Source organism: Streptomyces sp. NPDC001709 (genome assembly GCF_053596375.1).
Genome location: NZ_JBSFGB010000047.1, coordinates 1 through 16,554, shown reverse-complemented (window position 1 = coordinate 16,554; position 16,554 = coordinate 1). Strand labels below are relative to the sequence as shown.

Sequence of the window (16,554 nt, the reverse complement as noted above, 5' to 3'; positions counted from 1 at the left end):
GCCTCGGCCGCGCCGACTTACGACATCGGCCGCGTCTTCGCCGACCACGGCAGCGTTGCCGTCGGCTATGCCGGGCAAGTCCACCATCACGCCTCCTCGTCCCGTACCCGGGCCGCCTGGCCGCACCTGGTCGGCGGGATCCCGTCTCGCGACTCGTTCTTCCAGCACCGGGACGAGCTCGACCAGTTGCAGGCGGCGTCCGGCAGCGGGGGCACGGCAGCGCTCGGCCAGGTACTGGTGGGGACCGGCGGAGTGGGCAAGACCCAGCTGGCCGCCGAATACGCCCGCACCGCCCTGAAGAGGGGCGAGGTCGACGTGCTGGTGTGGATCAGCGCGAGCAGCCGCCAGGCCATCATCGCCGGATACGCGCAGGCCGGCATCGAGGTGCTCGCGGAGGACCCCAGCGCCCCCGAGCAGACCGCGCGGGCCTTCCTGTCCTGGCTGGAGCCCAAGGCCGGACAGCAGCCGTGCCGGTGGCTGGTCGTACTGGACGACGTCGCAGATCCTGCCGATCTGCGTGGCGATCGTCCTGATAAGCCCGGCTGGTGGCCTCCCGCCAGCCCGCACGGCCGTGTCCTGGTCACCACGCGCCGCCGCGAGACCGCCTTGACCGGAGCAGGCCGACGCCTGATCCCGGTGGGCTTGTTCACCCCGGAGAAAGCCGCCGCGTACCTCACCGACGTACTCGCTAAGCGCCATCGCCACGGGCCAACCGACCAGATCAACGGCCTCGCCACGGACCTGGGACACTTGCCCCTCGCCCTGGCCCAGGCCGCCGCGTACATCATCGACGCCGACATCTCCTGCGCCGACTACCGCCGGCTGCTGGCGGACCGGCGCAGGAAGCTCGCCGACCTGCTGCCCGAGGTGCTGCCCCCCGACCAGGCCACCACGGTCGCGGCCACCTGGTCGCTGTCCATCGAACGCGCCGACCGGCTGCGTACCGCCGGCCTGGCTCGGCCCATGCTCCAGCTCGCCGCGATGCTCGACCCCAACGGCATCCCGGGAACCGTTCTGACCAGCGATGCCGCCCTGGCCCACCTCACGGCCCACCGCACCCCCGGCGAGCGGGAACCCGACCCGGTCACCGCCGAGGACGCCGTCAAAGCCCTGCGGGCCCTGCATCTCCTCAGCCTGATCGACCACACCCCCGGCACTCCCCACCAGACGGTCCGCATCCACCAGCTCATCCAACGCGCCACCCGCGACGACCTCCCTTCCGACCAGCGTGGCCGAGCCGCCCGCGCCGCCGCGAACGCCCTCATCGATGCCTGGCCCGACATCGAACGCGACACCGCCCTCGCCCAGGCGCTCCGCGCCAACACCGACGCCCTCACCCGCCACGCGGAAGACGCCATGTACCAGGGCGGCGGTGCACACCTCGTGCTCTTCCGGAGCGGCCGAAGCCTCGGTCATTCCGGCCAGGCCGCAGCGGCCCGCGACCACTTCCAGCACCTGGCCACCGAGACAAGCAGCCGCCTCGGCCCCCGTCACCTCGCCACTCTGAGCGCACGGGACCACCTTGCTCACTGGCGGGGCGAGGCAGGAGATCCGGCAGGAGCCGCCGACGACTTCGCCGAGTTGCTCGACGATTTCGAACAGGTTCTCGGTCCGAACCACCTTTACACCCTGACCATCCGCGGCAACCTCGCCGCGTCGTGGGGCAAGACGGGTGATCCTGCCCAAGCGGCCACCGCCCTGGCCGAGTTGCTCGACGACTTCGAAAGGGTTGCGGGTCCGGACAACCCGCACACCCTGACCACCCGGGGCCTCCTCGCCCGTTCCTGGGGAGAAGCGGGGGACACGGCCAAAGCCGTCGCCGCGCTCGCCGAACTGGAGGTGGACATCCGGCGGATCCTGGGCCCGTACCATCCAGAGGCCCTGACCGTCCGGAGTAATCTCGCGCACTGGCGAGGAAAGGCGGGGGACGCGGCCGGAGCCGCGACCGCATTCGAAAAACTGCTCGGCGACCGGCTGCAGGTCCTGGGCCCCGACCATCCGGACGTCCTGAATACCCGACAGGACCTCTGCTCGTCGCTGGCGGCGGCAGGAGACGCGACGGGATCCGTAAAGGCATACACCGAACTCCTCATGGAACGGCTCCGGATCCTGGGCCCGGACCCCGCCACCCTCGCCTTGCACGGCAATCTCGCCTCCTGGCTGGGGGAGACGGGGCAGGAGGCCGCGGCCGCAACGGCATTCGCCGCACAGCTGGAGCACACGCTGCGCGTACTGGGCCCGGACCACCCCGAGACCCTCGCCGCACGCGACAATCTCGCCCGATGGCGGGGGCGGGCGGGCGACGTGGACGGAGCCGTGGCGGGATACGCCGAGGTGTTGGAGCATCTGCTGCGCATACTGGGCCCGGACCACCCCCACACCCTCGCCACCCGCGGCAACCTCGCCCAGTGGCGGGGACACGCGGGCGACGCGGCCGGGGCCGCAGCAACATTCGCCGACTTGCTGGAGCACACGCGGCGCGTGCTGGGCCCGGACCATCCCCACACACTCACCGCCCGCGGCAACCTCGCCCACTGGAGGGGGCGGGCGGAGGGCTCAACAAATGGGTCCCAGCGCGGCCTTAACTCAACACGCTGAACTTGACAGAGAAATCGTCGCTGACTGCACACCTCATGGCGTCGAGCGAGAGGACCTGGCTGGCGGGCCAGGTGTCGGCCAGCGTCGACTTGCCCGCCCCGGCGGCGCCGATCAGCACCACCAGGCTGTTCTTGGGCAGGTCCGGGTACAGGGGCGTCAGCGCGGTCATACGGGTTCTCCTTGCTGGTCGAGGGCTCGGGCGGCCCAGATCAGGAGCTGCCCGGCGTTGTCGGTCATGAGGGCGGCGGCCTCGTGCAGCGGGCAGGAGGCGTCGCCGTCGCGGTCGGGCTCGATCCGTTCGGCTCGCTGCGCGGCGGTGGTGAGCAGTTGTGCGACGGAGGCCAGGAACCCGCCGGGCGGGTCGGTGTCCTCACTCAGTTCGCGCAGGATCGCGGCGAGTTCGAGGGCGTCGATGTCGTCGGCGGTGAGGTCGTCCTGGATCTGCTGGAGGGCCAGGGAGGCGATACCGACCGAGGCGCGGACGCGTTCCAGGCGGGTGCAGGCCATCGCGGCCGCCGTCACAGCGCCAGGCCGGCGGCGGCTAGGCGAGCAGGCCCAGAGCAGCCAGGGACAGGTCGACCGCGCGGCGCAGCTGGGTGAACTTGGCGACGGCCAGGACGGCCAGGACCCGAACGCGGGCGGCTCGGGTGTCGCCGTCCATGCAGGCCCGGATCTCGTCTTCGTCCAGGCGTGCCCAATAGGGGAAGGACGCCTTGTCGTCGCCGCGCAGGCGGGGCCTGACGACCAGGAGCAGCAGCACGGCGGCCGCGCCCAGGGCGAGCACGGCGAGCGAGCCGAAGACCTTGGTGGCGGGCGGCAGGTCCTTGTCGGCGACGGACGCGAGGCCGGCGAGGACGGCGCCGTTGAAGGCGAGCAGTAAGGACGCCTTGCCGTCCGTGCGTCCGATCTCGCCTGCGACCGATGCGCAGGCGGCGTCCAGGTTCTTGTCGGTGTCGCAGACCGTGGTAGTCATGGGCGTGTTTCCCTGATCTCTGGAGAGTGAAAGGGGAGTGGGCGGCCGGCCCTTTGCCGATGCGCGGGCCGCCCAGCGATTTCCGCCCCGGCGCGCAGGCCGGGGCGGGAATCGTTCAGAACGGTGGTTCGTCCGGCCAGGGGGCGCGGGTCGGCAGGAGCCGGAGGGTGTGCTGCGGGCGGTCCCAGCACCAGCACATCTCGCCGCCCGGGTAGAGGCCTTCAGACCACCAGCCGCCCTGGCCCTTGCAGTCGGGGCAGTTCTTGCGGGGCCTGGGGGAAAGCCGGATCTCGTGGCGGGAAACGGCCAGTTGCCAGGCGCCAGCCTTGAGGGTCGCGGCGGCCGCCGTGACCGTGAGCGGCACGACGGCCGTGAGCAGCAAGGCAGTTCGGGCCCGCACCGGATCAGCTCCGGTGACCGGGCTCGTGGAGGATGAGCAGCTCCAGGCGCTTGCTGTACTCGCTGCGCTGGGCACGCAGCAGACCGGGCTCGCCGTCGGCCAGGCGCCGCAGCTCGGTCTCGATCCAGGCGTTGGTGCGCTGCAGGCGCAGACGGCCCAAGTCGAAGTCGTGGACGTAGAGGTTGACGTTCTCGTCCCGGCGGCGCATGCCACGTACCCACGTGTGAAGCAGCTCGCGAGCCGCGGCGTCGTCTGGGCGGGCGGGGAGCGGGCGGGGCAGCGCCCGGCAGGTGGAGGCGTGCTCGTTGGCGACGTTCCCCGCATTTTCCAGCGTGTAGTGGGAGGCGTAGGTGCTTCGGCCGTCCCTGTCGGACTGAAAGTGGCAGCCCAGGCAGGCAACCGCGCAGGTGGAGCCGCTCGCGTCGGCGATGTACACGAGGACGACGGCGAGTGCCAGGTTGTGGTACCGCTCGCTGACCGTGACGCCTTCCGGCGCCCACGTCTCCGGCCACGGCTCGAGGTCGGAGGTCGGAGGTCGGCGGTTCGACAGGCATGGGGCGGGTTCGGGAGAACAGGTTGAGAGCCATGGGTGAGTACTCCTTGTAGCTCGTTGGTCAGGCGGCCAAAGAGTGCGTGGGGATGGCCATGTGGGTGTCGGGGCTGGGTTCGAAGCCCTTGTCGCAGGGATCGCAGCAGCCCTGGGTGCGCAGCGGGAGGCAGAAGTAGTAGCGCCGGTGACAGCGCGGGCAGGTCTGCCTTGCGGCCATCGCCCGGTCCAGGGCCTGTTCCTGCGCGAATGTCGGTGTCCGCTTTGGCCGGGCGAGGTCGACGCTGTAGAGCCAGGCCCGGGTGGGGTGGGTGCATGACTGATCGGGGCGGTAGATGCACTGTTTGCAGCGCAGCACCGCGACCGGGTCGTGTCCGCCGGGGCTCAGCCCCAGCTCCCGTAACTGCCGCCGCGTGACGAGGCCTTCGGGAACAGCCCCGCGGTCATGCTCCGGCAGGGTCGCGTCAGTGCGGGGCACGCGCTTGCCCTCTCGGCGCCGCCTCCTGCGCGGCCTGGCCATCACAGGCTCCAGGCGCCGGGCAGCCGGGCGGGAGGCTGCGGGTAGCGGGGACCGGGACGCTGCGGGCGGGGCCGGCCGATGCGGCGGCGCGGGCGGGGGATGAGCACGGGTGATCTCCTCCAGCGGGTTGGGCGGGCAACACCGCGCCCCGCTGACGTCGGTGCGTCGGCGGGGCGCGGAAGATGGTGCGGCGGGTGACCAGGCAGGCGTCAGGTCTCATCGAGCGCTGCGGGTGCGGAACAGCCGTGCGGCCCACTGCCACAGCCGGTCCAGGCGCGTGGGGTACGCGTGCCGCAGGGCGCTGCGGTCGCAGTCGTGCACCGTGGTGAACCTGTGGGAGGCGCCGCAGGTGCACGTCCAGGCGTAGGGCTCGGGGAGGGTGTCGTCGCAGGTGGCGGTGACCTTGGCGGGGCGGGCGTCGTGGCGTCCGTGGTAGGTGCCGACCCAGAACTCGTTTGTCTGCGGATTCATGAGATTCCGTTCGGGTGGGCGCGCCTTTTGCGAGCGCGCCAGCAGGTGGGTGGTGCTGGAACGGGCGGAGCGGCTGGTGGTCAGCGCTGGAGCGGGCGGATGTTGTCGGGTTCGTCGCCGAAGTCGTCTTCGAGGTCGTCACCCGGCGGGGTGGGGGAGGGGAGGGTGGCATGGAGGTGGAGGGCGGGGTTGAACTGGGGCTGGAACTGCGGCGGGTGGTTGTGGACGATGGGCCGCAGGGTCAGGCCGCGGAGGGCGAGGATGCTGGCCAGCGCCCACATGAGGGCGGCCAGCCCGGCGGCGGCAGCGCGGCCTCCGGCCGGGGAGGCGGACCAGACCATGGCGAGGCTGCCGATGCCGAACAGCACCCAGGTGATGCGGGCTCCGGCGCTGCCGAGGAAGCCGCCGATGAGTCCGAGCAGTCCGGCCAGCTGCCAGAACGCGTACAGGGCGGCCGGAGCGACGGCAAGGTGGGCGGCCTGGCCGGCGAGGAACACCCGGACGGGGTGGTCGACCGTGCCCCACAGTCCGCTGCCGTCACCGGCGCCGGTGGCCGGGACTGAGGACAGGCCCTTGAGGGTGGCGCTGGCGACGTCACCGGCGGTGTCCACCATCATGACGATGAGGCTGACCCCGGCAATCAGTGCGGCCGCCTTGATCCAGTTGGCGATCTCCTGCCAGCTGGCGTGCCGGGCCTGGAAGACCTCTTCCCACCGCTGGTAGAGGAAGCCGCCTTCCTCCCAGGACTTCTTCCACGCGGCGCGCAGCCTGGCGAGCCGCGCCTTGTCCTTGCGGAGCGGTGGCAGTTCGAGCTGGTCGAGGATGCTGTTCGGGCGGGGCTGGCCGTTCATCTGCCTGTCGTTGCTGGACATGGTGAAGCTGCTCCTTCGGTGGAAGTCAGTGGTGAGCGGTGGCGGGCTGGCCGGAGCCGGTCAGCGGATCTCGTTGCGGGTGCGGGCGAAGAACGCCCCGCCCGTGGTGCTGTTGTTGTGGATCTCGGTGTGATGGGTGACCGGACCCTCGAAGACATTCCTGGTGACGGCGGAACGCGCCCTGCTGATCGCGCCGCCGATGGCGATGGCGGCCATGGCCAGACCCGCGAACGGCAGGGTGACCATCAGGACGCCGTTCAACGTGACCGAGGACAGGCCCTGGAGTACGAGCCAGGCACCGCAGCCGATGCCGGTGATCCCGGCGCCCACGCCGATGGAGGCCACCGCGATCCCGGCCGCCCAGGCCGGGACGATCCGGTAGTCCTCCTGCCGCACGGGCGGGGCGGTGCCGAAGGCCGGCGGCTGGGTGTCGTCGCGGAACGAGGTGGGGTGGTGGCGTACGGGCTTGCTCGCCCACTCGTCGAGCAGGCGGCGGGCTTCGGCCGCGGCCTCGGACTCGGCCATGTCGTGCTGGGTGTGCAGGGGGTCCATCGGCTTTCTCCGATCACGCGGAAGGGGAGCGCCCTCCTGGCCGTGGTGGCCGGGAGGGCGCGTGGGGGAGGGGATGCGCGCGACGGCGAAGGGCGCCGCCGGAGTTCGGTGTCCGGCGGCGCCCTTCGGCGTTGCGTAGCAGGGGAGTTGGGAGCTGGCGGTGGGTAGTCACCGCACACGCGTCCCGGGCATCCTCGGACCAAACAGGCGCGAGGAAGGGGATGGGGGTGGAGTTCGTCTTCGAATGCGGGTGGTGTGGTGGGGACAACTACTTCGTCGGCAAGCAGGTCGGCTTCTGGGTCGACAAGTGGGAGGTGCCCGCGGAGTGGGACTGCCGCTTCTGCGACGGACTCAACTACACCCCCGACCCGCCGTGGACGGAGGCCTAGTCAGAAGCTGGAGATCAGTCCGGCGAGCGAGGCGAGGCCGCTGTTGATGGCCGGGGCCAGGTTGGTCGCGGCGAGAGTGAAGCCGAACAGCGTGCAGGCCAGGGCGGAGCTGAAGCGGACGTATCCGTCCTTCAGCAGGACAAGGACGATGACGCCCAGTAGCAGGACGGCGGAGATGGAAACGGCCACGGCGGGTGTGTCCTCCTTCGCGGGGTCGGGTGGGGGCCGGCTGTGCTCGGGCAGACCGGCCCCCGGTGATGAGTGGATGACAGCGGTCAGGCGTTGTTGAGCCTCTTGATGGCCTCCAGTGCCTGACGGGGTGAGGTGACCGCGTCGTGGCGTGGCGCGGGTGTCTTGCCGCTGCGGCGTTTGCCGCCGTCTTTCTTGGGCGTGTCGTCGTCGCCGTCCTCGCCGGGTTCGGGGCCGAACTCGCCGGGGCGGGGCGGTTCGGTCCAGTCGAACCACAAGCCCCGCGCTTCCAGTTCGCGGATCTCGTGGTCGGTCAGGGTGGCGACGGTGTCGGGGAAGTAGTCGTCGATGCCGGCTTTGAAGTCCATGTAGAGGGTGCGCAGGACGTCGGGCTGCTTGGCTTCGACGATCCAGCCGGCGCCGCCGGTGTTGGAGTCGGCGGGCGGCTCGGGCTCGCCGCGCATGACCCGGTCGATGCGGCCTGCCTCGGCAGGGGAGAAGGAGCGGGGGAGGGGCTCGGGGACGTGCTCGGACGGAATGCCGAGGGCCTTGAACATTTCGCCGACCTTCTTCGGGGCGACCTTCAGCACGACCGGGATGCAGTTCTCGCGGAGGTTCTCGCACAGCAGTTGTGTGAAACCGTCCTGCACGTAGATGGACTGGCCGGCGACCTTGATGCCGATGGCGTACTTGCGGCCCTTGACCGACACCCGCTCGGCGAGGTCCATGATCTCCGGGCCGTAGTCGCCGTTGCGGGCGGCGGAGAGGAACTCATCCAGGTAGGCGGACAGCATCCGGTAGGGGCAGCCCGGCAGTTTGGGGTCCCAGTCGTGGACCTGACCGTCCTCCCACGGCATCTGGCCACGGATCTCCATTAGCGCGTCCAGGACCCTGAGGAGCCGGATCATGTAGAGCGCGCCGACGCCGTAGCGAGCGGTGTGGCGGCCCAGCGCGGCGGTCTTCTCATCCGGCGCCTCCGTGGCCAGCATGACCACGGCCCCGAACAGGGCGTCGGCCGCGACATGCAAGCCCATCAGCTGGGTCTTGCCGCCGCCGGAGGGGGCGACGAACAGGCCGTGGGCGGCGCCCCGGTCGGTGTAGACCCGGTTGCGGGCGGGCTGGCCGTTGCCGAGGTAGCCGGTCACCCACCGCCCGTCCGCGTCCGGGGTCAGCAACTCCCGGGTGGCGGGGAAGATCTGCGCGAGCGGGCTGTTGTCCCACAGCGAGACCAGGACCTGGCTGCCGTCGACGGTGACGAACATCCGGCCCTCGTCGTATTTGGTCTTCAGCGCGGCCGCCAGCGTGTGCAAGTTCACGCGCGGCTCGCCCAGCTCATCGGGGACCTGGGCGACGTAGTGGGTGACCTTGCGCTCGGTGTCGCGGACCTTCCTGAGGAACGCGCTGCCGGGGATGGGGCCGCGCTCGGTGCCGATCCGGTCCGCCCACCACTCCTTGTCGGTGGGGCTCTTGCTGCGCCGCTCCGACAGGTCGGGGGTGACGTGCACCTCCTTCCAGCCCGGCCCGCCCTCGCGCCCGTACTGCCGTGGCACGGCCTCGATGTGCACGTCCGTCTCATCGACGCCGAAGGCGGCCGCGATGGCTTCCTTGGTCAGGTCGGTGATCGGCCGCCCAGCCTCGGACGCGCGCAATAGAAGCGACAGGTCGTTCGGCATTCCGGGATGGGGGTTGGCTTTCACCACGATGGTGCGGCCGGGCATGCCGCGGTTCTCCCACAGCTGGCGGACCTGGCGGGTGAACGGGTCGGCGCCGTCGTCCGGCTGCGCCGGGGACACCTCCGGTGTGGGGGCGGGCTGCAGCTGCGGGGCTGGGGTGGCGAGGGCCGGGCGGTGGTGGCGGCGGGCGTGCCGGGAGAACGGCAGCACCAGGCAGCCGGCCGCAGTCCAGCCGGCCGCGAGCAGGGCGTCCAGGCACCACGGGCCCCAACCGGGTGTGTGCTTGGCGGCGATGTCTACTGCGGCCGCCAGGACCAGCGGGGACCAGCGCAGGATCTTGCGTCCGGCGCCGGTCTCCTCACTTCTGGCGGCCAGGACCATGCCGCCGACCCCGGTGGCGCCCGCCAGCCCGATGACGGTGTTCACCGGATTGTCGGGGGCGATGTTCGGGGCCGCGGCAAGGACCGGCGCGGCCAGGGTGTACAGGGTGCGCTCCAGTGCGACGCTGCGCGGCAGGGACACCGGGGGTTTCTCCTTGTCGGAAAGGCGGTGGAGGGCGGCCCCGCCGTGTGCGGGGCCGCCCTCCAACCGGGGGATTGTGTGGGTCAGCCGCCCTTGCGGACGAGGAAGCCCGGGCGGGGGGTTTTGTGGGGGCGTGAGGAGCGGACCTCGTCCAGGCCCTGGTACAGGCGGGAGTGCGTGGCCTTGGCCTGCTCGGTGAGGATCCCGACCTCGTTGGCCGTCTCACTCAGCCTGCGCACTTCAACGGCGGCACCGCCTAGGGCGATGGACACCTGGTTCTGCATCGCCACGAACATCGGGTCGAGTTCGGCGTGCGCGATGTCGCGGGCCAGTTCCTCGGACCGGTTCGCGTTGGCCTGCATGCTGCGCTGCAGGACCTGAAGATCGCCCGAGGCCTGGTCCATGGCCGATGTGAGGGTCTTCAGCTTGTGCTGGACGGCCTTGAAGCGGTTGTCGCCGTCGGTCGGCGCGGCAGCCGCGTTGCTGTTGCGGGGGGAGAGCTCGCCGCTCATCAGCGATCAATGTCCCTTCTGCTCAGTCGTGGTGGGTTGCGGCCGAGGCGACCGACAGGCCGGCGTCGTCCATGGCCTTCATGTCCTCGCCGTAGACACGGGCGACGGAGAGGCCCGCGAGCGTGGCGGCCTCGTAGGCGATCCCGCATTCGACGGCGCACCGTTCGGCCTGGAGCTTCATGCGGGTCGCGGCATCAGCGAGGTCCAAGATCAGTGTCGTGACCCGGGGGTCGATGTTGTGGTCGTCGACCAGGTCCGCCGCCATGTCCCGCAAGGCATCGGCGACCTTGCCCACGGCATCGGCCAGTGACTCGGCCTGGTCCTTGTCGACGCCGGTGGCGACCGCGATGTTGGCGACCTCCACCAGGTACTCGTCGAACGTGATGTTCGTCCGGTGCTGGGCGGCCAGGCCGCTCTGCCCTGACGGCCTGCTGACCTCTGTGCTGCTCACGCTGCTCCCTTCGCTGGTGGGTCGGCTGGTGCCGGGCCGCTTCGTGTGCTGCTCCGGCGCGGGCGGCAGGCCCTTGACGCCGGTTGTCACGGCCGCGGGATCGTCGGGGAAGAGGACGATGACCGCGTCCTCGATGTCGTCCTCGCGCTCGCCGTCGGTGCGTGGCGGGCGGGTGGGCCGGTCGAGCCACTCCACCGTCGGGGTGGAATCCTTCGCACCGAACGGGCTGTCCGACTCCCGGCCGCGCCGACCGGCACGCCCAGTACGACCGCGCCCGGTCCGGCCGGTGCGACCGGTGCGGCGGGCGCGTCCGCGCCGTCCGGCCCGGCCCGTGCCTCCGGTGCGCCGGCGCCAAAACCGACGGCGCTTCTTCGCACCGTCAGACGCCCCATCACCTGCCGTGGACTCCGTGCCCGGCGCATCGCCCACCGTGCCGTCCCTCGCGGCGCTGGAGGACCCGTCAGGGCCGTCCTTGGCTGTCTTCCCGCCCTTGCCGTCGGTGCTCTTGTCCTTGTCCTTGGTCAGGGTCACCTTCTCGGTGCCGGCCTTCGCGTCCTTGGCGGCCTTCGTGTCGGCGCGGCGCTTGTCCCAGCGGCGCTGGGCTTCCTCACCTACGGCCTGGCCCAGCGTGGTGCGGCCCGGTGCGGCCGACGCCGCGGCTTCCCGCTTCGCCTTCCGTGCCTCGTCGCGCTCCTGGCGCTTGGCCCGGCGGTCCTCCCACGCCTGCTGCCGCTGCGTGCGGGCCTGGTCGCGGTCCTTGGACCGGTCCGCGACCCCGGCAGCGTGCCCGGCACTGCGCCGTTCCTGCCGCCCGGCCTGCCGGACCCCGGCGCGCTCTTGGCGGCCGCGGGCCCGCTCGGCACGGGCGCTGGACGACGGGCCGCCGCCGTCGCCCCTCAAACTCCCGCCGCTGTTACGGCCGGAGCCGCCAGAGCCTGTCTGAGAGCCTTTCGAGCCCCCGGACGAACCGCTGCGCCCGGAACCGGCTGCACGGCCGCCAGAGGACCGGTCAGAGCCCTTCGCGCCGCCGTTGCCGCCTCCGCCGCCCCCGGTCGTCCCGGAACCCGAACGCCCGCCGGGGCCGCCGGAGTTGGAGCCGCGCGAGCCGCCGGACCGGTTCGGCCCCGAGCTCGAATTGTTGCGGAACGGTCCGCTGCCGCCACCGCCACGTGAGGACCCGCCCCCGCCACCGGCCTTCGAGCGGCCCTTGTCCGCCCCCAGACCGGAGCCGGACGCTCTCGTGCGGTCGGCATCGGCCTTTCCGCGCGCCGCCGCCTTGTCGCCCTTCGCTTTCATCATCGCGGCGTGGAGCTTTCCGTTCTGCTCCATCATCGCGACTTCCTGCGCGGTGCGACCCTCCAGCAGCGCCGCCTTCCGCGCTATTTCAGCCTCACGGAAAGGCGCTTCACTTTCATGGTTGGCCCGCGCCATTTCCAGCCGGAATTCCAGCCAGTCACCAAGACGGTCAGCGAGAGAACGAGGCTGAACATATTCACCTTCGATCTCGATATCAGCTTCATCGTCTGCATCAGGCGGAGAAATACCATCCGAGCGCAGCGCCATTGCCGGGTCCGGTGCGGCCGGAATCGGCGGAAGTTCCATCGTGGTCTCCTCCGGGCTCTCCGGGGGAGCCTCCGGAATGTCTTCCGGCGGTGGAATGGTGTCGATGAAATCCGGGATCGGCGGCAGCGTGTACGTGGAATCACCGCTCCATGGGCCACGGACCAGCGTTCCGCCGCCGGTGTCGTCGGACTCGTCGGACACGGTGCACCTCCCTCCAAGGGGACTTGACAGACAGTGGGGTCTCGTGTGCACGCGCGTGCACGTGCACGTGTGCACGCTTTACGCGCGCGAGGCCCCGCCGGAGCCCGGCGGGGCCTTCGTGGGTGACGCTCAGTTACGCGGGCCGTGCTGCTTCAGGACGGTGTCCGCGTACTGCATGAGGTGGTCGAACAGCCGCGGGTCGCCCGCCTGCCGCTTCTCCAGCACGAGCTTGAAGAGGCGGCAGACCAGCGTGAACGCGGGGATGACATCGCCGCGATCAGCCTTGATTTCCTTGGTGATTTCGGACCGAGTAACGCGGAGCCAGAATTCCATCCGGCCGATCTCGCCGCGACTTTCGATCGCCTTGCGCTCTTCTTCCTGCAGCCAGCCGTTCCGCCCTTGAATCGAGCGTTCGGCACTGCTGAGGGGGCGCGTCACGCCGACTCCCTACCGAGGTCGTAAATCGACGTGGGACCACTGTACCCGGAATTCTGGCTCTGCGCGCCCTGTTGCGGCGGGTTGGGTGCGGCCTGGAGCGTCGGAGGGTTCTTCTTCCGCTGCCTTTCCAGCTCCTTTTCCTTCCTGTCCTTGACCGTATTGACAACAGCCTCGTCGTGGGCGCGGCGCTTATAGGCGCTCTTTTCCAGGCCCGAGGTCAGGTTGTTCAGGTTCCTGAGAACCTGCCCGAGGGCCTTTTCGACAGGCATCGCGCGCAGCCTGGCGTGGTACCAGCGGTCGCCCTCTACGTGGGTGTCGCGCAGGTGCACGCGGGTCTCGATCGCGAGGGTCTCCAGGTTCTTGCCGATGTCCAGCAGGACGCGCCGAACGTCGGCCAGGTACCGGGCGGTTGCCTCCGGGTTCTGCGCAACGTCGCGCAGAGGTGCGTGATTCGGGTCGTTGTTGCTGTTCACGGCGGGGATTCCTCCTGGTGTACTGGTGGGGCTGTCGACTTGCTTCCGGCAGTCGCGGCGAGGGCCAGCCCACTTCCGATGGGCTGGCCCTCACTGGTGTGTGCCGGACGGCGGGGTCAGGTCAGGTACTTGTCCGCGTCCTCCGGCCGCAGCAGGCCGGCCCGCGAGAGCAGCCGGATCGCGCGGGGCTGGTTGACGGAGAGCTCGGTACGGACTCGGCTGATGTTGACGAAGCCGTCGTCCTCGCGGGGCAGCTCCTGTACGAGCGGGAGCAGTTCGGCGTCCGTACGAGCGGGCGTGGCCGTACCGGAACGCCCGGCGGTGGCCGCCGGGGTGGTACGCGGGCGGGCATCCGTCGTACTGGTACGCGCGAGCGGAACGCCGTCGGCCGGGGCCGTACGGGCGGTGACCGTACTAGTACGCGTCCCGCTCTCGTGCGCGGCGGCGCTGGTACGGCCGGAGTGCTCCGTACTAGTACGCACGGCCCCGCTCAAGGTGCCCTGTACGCCGCTGGTACGGCCGCTGTACGCGCTGGTCAGACCCGCATTCGCCCCCGCCGGGGCGGAGTGGTGCGGAGTGCCGTGTACAGGCTCCGTACGAGCGGTGCCCTGGGCCGTACAAGCGGGCACCGTACCGGCTGACGCACCGTACCGGTCCGTACCGGACGGGCTTGTACGGGCAGGCTGTGTACCGGCCGCGCCGTCCGGACGAGCGGCCGTACCAGTACGTCCGTCCGTCGCGGTCGCCGCGTCCGTACCACCATGTCCGTCCATACCGGCGTCGTGCATGAGCGAGTGGACGCGCCAGATGACGGCCACGAAGATCAGCACGACGAACGTCGTCAGCCACCACGGAGCGGAGTGCCCCGCAGGAACGAGATGCGCCTGCTCCGACAAGTGGAAGACGACGTTGGCCGACGCCATCAGCGCAAGCGCCGCCCCAATGTCCTTCTTGGTACGGAACGCCGTGACACAGTAGACGTCGATGCTGACCGGCAGCAGCGGGGCGACGTACGGGTGGATACCGACCATGCAAGCCAGCTCGTACTCGCCGGAAGCGGCGAGGCCTACGCCAGCGGCAAGCGCGATCCACGGCGCCGTCTTCCACGCCTTGCGGCTGAGCTTCTGGTGCCAGCCACGCCAGCGGGAGCTGGCCCGCTTGGCCTCGCGGGCCTCATCCAGCAGCCGACGAGCGCGCGCCTCATCGGCCTGCGCCCGCTCGGTGATGCCCCTGCCCTTACGCTCCGCCTCCGAGGTGATGCGGTCGGCCTCCTTCTGCGCTGCCTCCCGCAGCTGCGCGGCAACGGTCTTGGCCTCCTCCCGCAGCCGCTCGCGCTGCTTGTCACACGCGGCCTTGAGCCCGGCGAGTTCGTCGGCGAGGGCCTTGCGCTTGGTAGCGGCCTCCGCGTCGAACTGGTCGGTGAGCTTGCGCAGCTGCCCGCGCAGCTCGGTGCGAGCCTGCTCCGCCTCGGTGTGCGCGGCGACAACGTAGGCGTCGGCCTCGCGGCGCCGGCCGTCCGCGGCCTTGACCGCGTCCGCGTACAGCCGATCCGCCTCACTGCGCCGGCCGTCGTACTGTTCGGCCGCCGCCTTGGCGAGCTGGGCGAACCGCTCACGGGCCTGCTCAACTTCCCGCTGCGCCGCCGCCACCAGTTCGTCGGCCTGCTCCTGGGCGCGGGCGAGGATCTGCCCGGCCTCGTTGCGGCGCTGGTCGACCAGGACGCTGATCTCGGCGAGGTCGGCCTCCGCCAGGCGCCGCAGCTCGGCAACCGCCTTGCCGGTCGCCTCACGGTCGGTGGCGGCCAGCTCGGTCAGGTCGACGACCTGCGCGCGGGCCTCCTTCACGAGGGTCTCGGCACGGTCGCGGGCTTCCGCCAGGAGCCGGTCGGCCTCGCCGCGCGCCGTCTCCAGGTCGTTCTTCGCCGCCGCGCGCTGCGCGGTGGCCTCCTGGTCGGCGTCGGCGGTGATGCCCGCGGCGCGGCCCTGCGCCTCGGTCATCAGCGCGGTGACCTGCTCGTGAGTGTCGGAGACGGTGCGCGCGGCCGCCGTCTCGGCTTCCGCCTGGAGGGCGGCGCCCTGCTCGCGCGCGGTGTCGATGATGTCGGCGGCCCGGTCCCGGGCGTCCGCGACACGGGCCAGCGCCTCGAGGTCCATCTCCGGCTCCACCGTTCCGGCCGGGGCCGGGGGAGCGTCGGGGGCGGTGGAGGCGGTGGGCTGCGCAGCCGGACGGGATGCCGCCGCCTTCTTGCGGGCGGTGGGCCTCTTTCGGGTTCGAGTGGCGGCCACGCCGCCTCCTTCCAAGTCGGGTGCCGCCCCGGGACAAGGGCAGCGTTCACAGGTGTTCGATCAGGTGCGCTGAGCGGGAGCACGGCGGCAGGGGGCGACGAGGCCGGTACGCCCGGACTCGTCGAGCCAGCGCTGAGCGTGGTCACGGTCATGAGCGCCAGCGATCCGGACCAGGCCGTCATCGGTAGTGGCGTACGCGGACCACGTCGTCCCGTCACCTTCGGTTTCAGCCTGGACGGCTGTGATCTGGCTGGTGAGCCACGCGGGCAGAGCCATAGTGGTCTCCCTCTTGAGCTGCGCATCGGTGTGCCGGAGTCCGGCTGTCCGGCCCCCCGTCACCGCCCGTCCCTGGCCGCCGGGTTCAGCGGTCGGTGCGGGCGGATCAGGCAACCGGCAGCAGTCACGCGAGGCTGAGGCCGCGCTGCTTCGAGGCCTCGTAACGGTTCTGGAGCTGGGCGAACCGCTCGTGGATCGGTGCGCCGACCGCGCACGGCTGGTCGGCCTGGCAGGCATCGCAGCCGTCGAGATGGTCAAGGGAGGCCTCGAAAGCCTGCATGTATCGGACGAACAGGCTGTCCTCGCCGGCGACGTGAGCGTCGGTAGGCCGGTGCGGGGTGACGATCTGCCCGTCGGGGAGCAGCTCGCCGGTGTCCTCGAAGAGCAGGACCGCGTTGCACAGCAGGCTCCAGCCCTGCTCCGGGTGAGCGGCCACGACGTACGCGGCCTCCCGGTCCGGGCTGTCGGCCGTCGGGCACTTCGGGGTGTGCGTGCACAGCGAGTCCGGCAGCGTGGCGCCGGTTGTCGCGGTGTCGAGCTGGGTGCTGCTACGCATGGGCTCTCCGTAAGTTGATTGGCGGCCCGGGAGGGCCGGGTGTGGCTTATGGGCTCTTGCCTTCAGTGGCTTCGTAGGAGTGGCCGCCCGGTT

General features: G+C 71.0%; 18 protein-coding genes and 2 pseudogenes. 2 read left to right on the top strand and 18 right to left on the bottom strand.

What is annotated here, in order from left to right; all coding sequences use genetic code 11:
- The first annotated feature begins 186 nt into the window (after positions 1-186).
- A complete protein-coding gene (locus tag ACWC0C_RS41085; RefSeq protein WP_450869704.1) occupies positions 187-2,598 on the top strand; it encodes a tetratricopeptide repeat protein in 2,412 nt (803 codons plus the stop codon).
- Positions 2,599-2,611: 13 nt separating this feature from the next.
- Here ACWC0C_RS41085 and ACWC0C_RS41080 read toward each other — a convergent pair.
- The 9 genes and pseudogenes from ACWC0C_RS41080 to ACWC0C_RS41040 form a co-directional block, all read right to left on the bottom strand.
- Positions 2,612-2,767: pseudogene (locus tag ACWC0C_RS41080) on the bottom strand (ATP-binding protein); the annotation flags it as partial.
- On the bottom strand, positions 2,764-3,105 hold the full coding sequence (locus tag ACWC0C_RS41075; protein ID WP_450869702.1) for a hypothetical protein: 342 nt from the start codon (positions 3,103-3,105) through the stop codon (positions 2,764-2,766). The gene ACWC0C_RS41075 and the pseudogene ACWC0C_RS41080, both read right to left, overlap by 4 nt.
- A 34-nt stretch (positions 3,106-3,139) precedes the next feature.
- Positions 3,140-3,571 (bottom strand): Pycsar system effector family protein, encoded by a 432-nt coding sequence (locus tag ACWC0C_RS41070; protein WP_450869700.1) that lies wholly within the window; start codon positions 3,569-3,571, stop codon positions 3,140-3,142.
- Between the two features lie 115 nt (positions 3,572-3,686).
- Complete coding sequence (locus ACWC0C_RS41065; RefSeq protein WP_450869698.1) at positions 3,687-3,971, bottom strand: hypothetical protein; 285 nt, start codon at positions 3,969-3,971, stop codon at positions 3,687-3,689.
- Between the two features lie 4 nt (positions 3,972-3,975).
- Entirely contained in the window at positions 3,976-4,407 is a 432-nt protein-coding gene (locus tag ACWC0C_RS41060; RefSeq protein ID WP_450869697.1) for a hypothetical protein, read from the bottom strand.
- A 178-nt stretch (positions 4,408-4,585) separates the two neighbouring features.
- The gene (locus ACWC0C_RS41055) at positions 4,586-4,996 is read right to left on the bottom strand and encodes an RRQRL motif-containing zinc-binding protein (RefSeq protein ID WP_450869695.1); all 411 of its coding nucleotides are present in this window, start codon (positions 4,994-4,996) and stop codon (positions 4,586-4,588) included.
- Between the two features lie 258 nt (positions 4,997-5,254).
- Positions 5,255-5,509, bottom strand: coding sequence for a hypothetical protein (locus tag ACWC0C_RS41050; RefSeq protein ID WP_450869694.1), 255 nt, complete (start codon positions 5,507-5,509; stop codon positions 5,255-5,257).
- Between the two features lie 80 nt (positions 5,510-5,589).
- Entirely contained in the window at positions 5,590-6,381 is a 792-nt protein-coding gene (locus tag ACWC0C_RS41045; protein WP_450869693.1) for a hypothetical protein, read from the bottom strand.
- Positions 6,382-6,441: 60 nt separating this feature from the next.
- A complete protein-coding gene (locus ACWC0C_RS41040; protein ID WP_450869691.1) occupies positions 6,442-6,933 on the bottom strand; it encodes a hypothetical protein in 492 nt (163 codons plus the stop codon).
- A gap of 221 nt (positions 6,934-7,154) precedes the next feature.
- On the opposite strand from ACWC0C_RS41040, the gene ACWC0C_RS41035 reads away from it, so the two are divergent.
- Complete coding sequence (locus ACWC0C_RS41035; protein WP_449199036.1) at positions 7,155-7,322, top strand: hypothetical protein; 168 nt, start codon at positions 7,155-7,157, stop codon at positions 7,320-7,322.
- Here the strand turns inward: ACWC0C_RS41035 and ACWC0C_RS41030 are convergent, their stop codons facing one another.
- The 9 genes and pseudogenes from ACWC0C_RS41030 to ACWC0C_RS40990 form a co-directional block, all read right to left on the bottom strand.
- Positions 7,323-7,511 carry a hypothetical protein gene (locus ACWC0C_RS41030; RefSeq protein ID WP_449199035.1) on the bottom strand — a complete coding sequence of 63 codons (189 nt, stop codon included), beginning with the start codon at positions 7,509-7,511 and terminating at the stop codon, positions 7,323-7,325. It abuts the gene before it with no gap.
- Positions 7,512-7,597: 86 nt separating this feature from the next.
- Positions 7,598-9,706 (bottom strand): chromosome segregation protein ParM, encoded by a 2,109-nt coding sequence (locus ACWC0C_RS41025; RefSeq protein ID WP_450869689.1) that lies wholly within the window; start codon positions 9,704-9,706, stop codon positions 7,598-7,600.
- Positions 9,707-9,789: 83 nt separating this feature from the next.
- A complete protein-coding gene (locus ACWC0C_RS41020) occupies positions 9,790-10,218 on the bottom strand; it encodes a conjugal transfer protein TraB (protein ID WP_449199033.1) in 429 nt (142 codons plus the stop codon).
- 22 nt (positions 10,219-10,240) lie between these two features.
- On the bottom strand, positions 10,241-12,433 hold the full coding sequence (locus ACWC0C_RS41015) for an ATP/GTP-binding protein (RefSeq protein WP_450869688.1): 2,193 nt from the start codon (positions 12,431-12,433) through the stop codon (positions 10,241-10,243).
- Between the two features lie 129 nt (positions 12,434-12,562).
- Positions 12,563-12,871, bottom strand: a complete 309-nt coding sequence (locus ACWC0C_RS41010) for a hypothetical protein (RefSeq protein WP_450869686.1) — start codon at positions 12,869-12,871, stop codon at positions 12,563-12,565.
- On the bottom strand, positions 12,868-13,344 hold the full coding sequence (locus ACWC0C_RS41005; RefSeq protein WP_450869684.1) for a hypothetical protein: 477 nt from the start codon (positions 13,342-13,344) through the stop codon (positions 12,868-12,870). Before ACWC0C_RS41005 ends, ACWC0C_RS41010 begins: the two co-directional genes overlap by 4 nt.
- Positions 13,345-13,460: 116 nt before the next feature.
- Positions 13,461-15,629, bottom strand: coding sequence for a hypothetical protein (locus ACWC0C_RS41000; RefSeq protein ID WP_450869682.1), 2,169 nt, complete (start codon positions 15,627-15,629; stop codon positions 13,461-13,463).
- 60 nt (positions 15,630-15,689) lie between these two features.
- Positions 15,690-15,905, bottom strand: a complete 216-nt coding sequence (locus ACWC0C_RS40995) for a hypothetical protein (RefSeq protein ID WP_450869681.1) — start codon at positions 15,903-15,905, stop codon at positions 15,690-15,692.
- Between the two features lie 322 nt (positions 15,906-16,227).
- A pseudogene (locus ACWC0C_RS40990) lies at positions 16,228-16,404 on the bottom strand (DUF5999 family protein); the annotation flags it as partial.
- Between the last annotated feature and the right edge of the window lie 150 nt (positions 16,405-16,554).

Coding starts and splice junctions, on each gene's coding strand:
- ACWC0C_RS41075 (WP_450869702.1), bottom strand. CDS start 3,105: ATGGCCTGCACCCGCCTGGAACGCGTCCGCGCCTCGGTCGGTATCGCC.
- ACWC0C_RS41070 (WP_450869700.1), bottom strand. CDS start 3,571: ATGACTACCACGGTCTGCGACACCGACAAGAACCTGGACGCCGCCTGC.
- ACWC0C_RS41050 (WP_450869694.1), bottom strand. CDS start 5,509: ATGAATCCGCAGACAAACGAGTTCTGGGTCGGCACCTACCACGGACGC.
- ACWC0C_RS41045 (WP_450869693.1), bottom strand. CDS start 6,381: ATGTCCAGCAACGACAGGCAGATGAACGGCCAGCCCCGCCCGAACAGC.
- ACWC0C_RS41040 (WP_450869691.1), bottom strand. CDS start 6,933: ATGGACCCCCTGCACACCCAGCACGACATGGCCGAGTCCGAGGCCGCG.
- ACWC0C_RS41035 (WP_449199036.1), top strand. CDS start 7,155: ATGGGGGTGGAGTTCGTCTTCGAATGCGGGTGGTGTGGTGGGGACAAC.
- ACWC0C_RS41020 (WP_449199033.1), bottom strand. CDS start 10,218: ATGAGCGGCGAGCTCTCCCCCCGCAACAGCAACGCGGCTGCCGCGCCG.
- ACWC0C_RS40995 (WP_450869681.1), bottom strand. CDS start 15,905: ATGGCTCTGCCCGCGTGGCTCACCAGCCAGATCACAGCCGTCCAGGCT.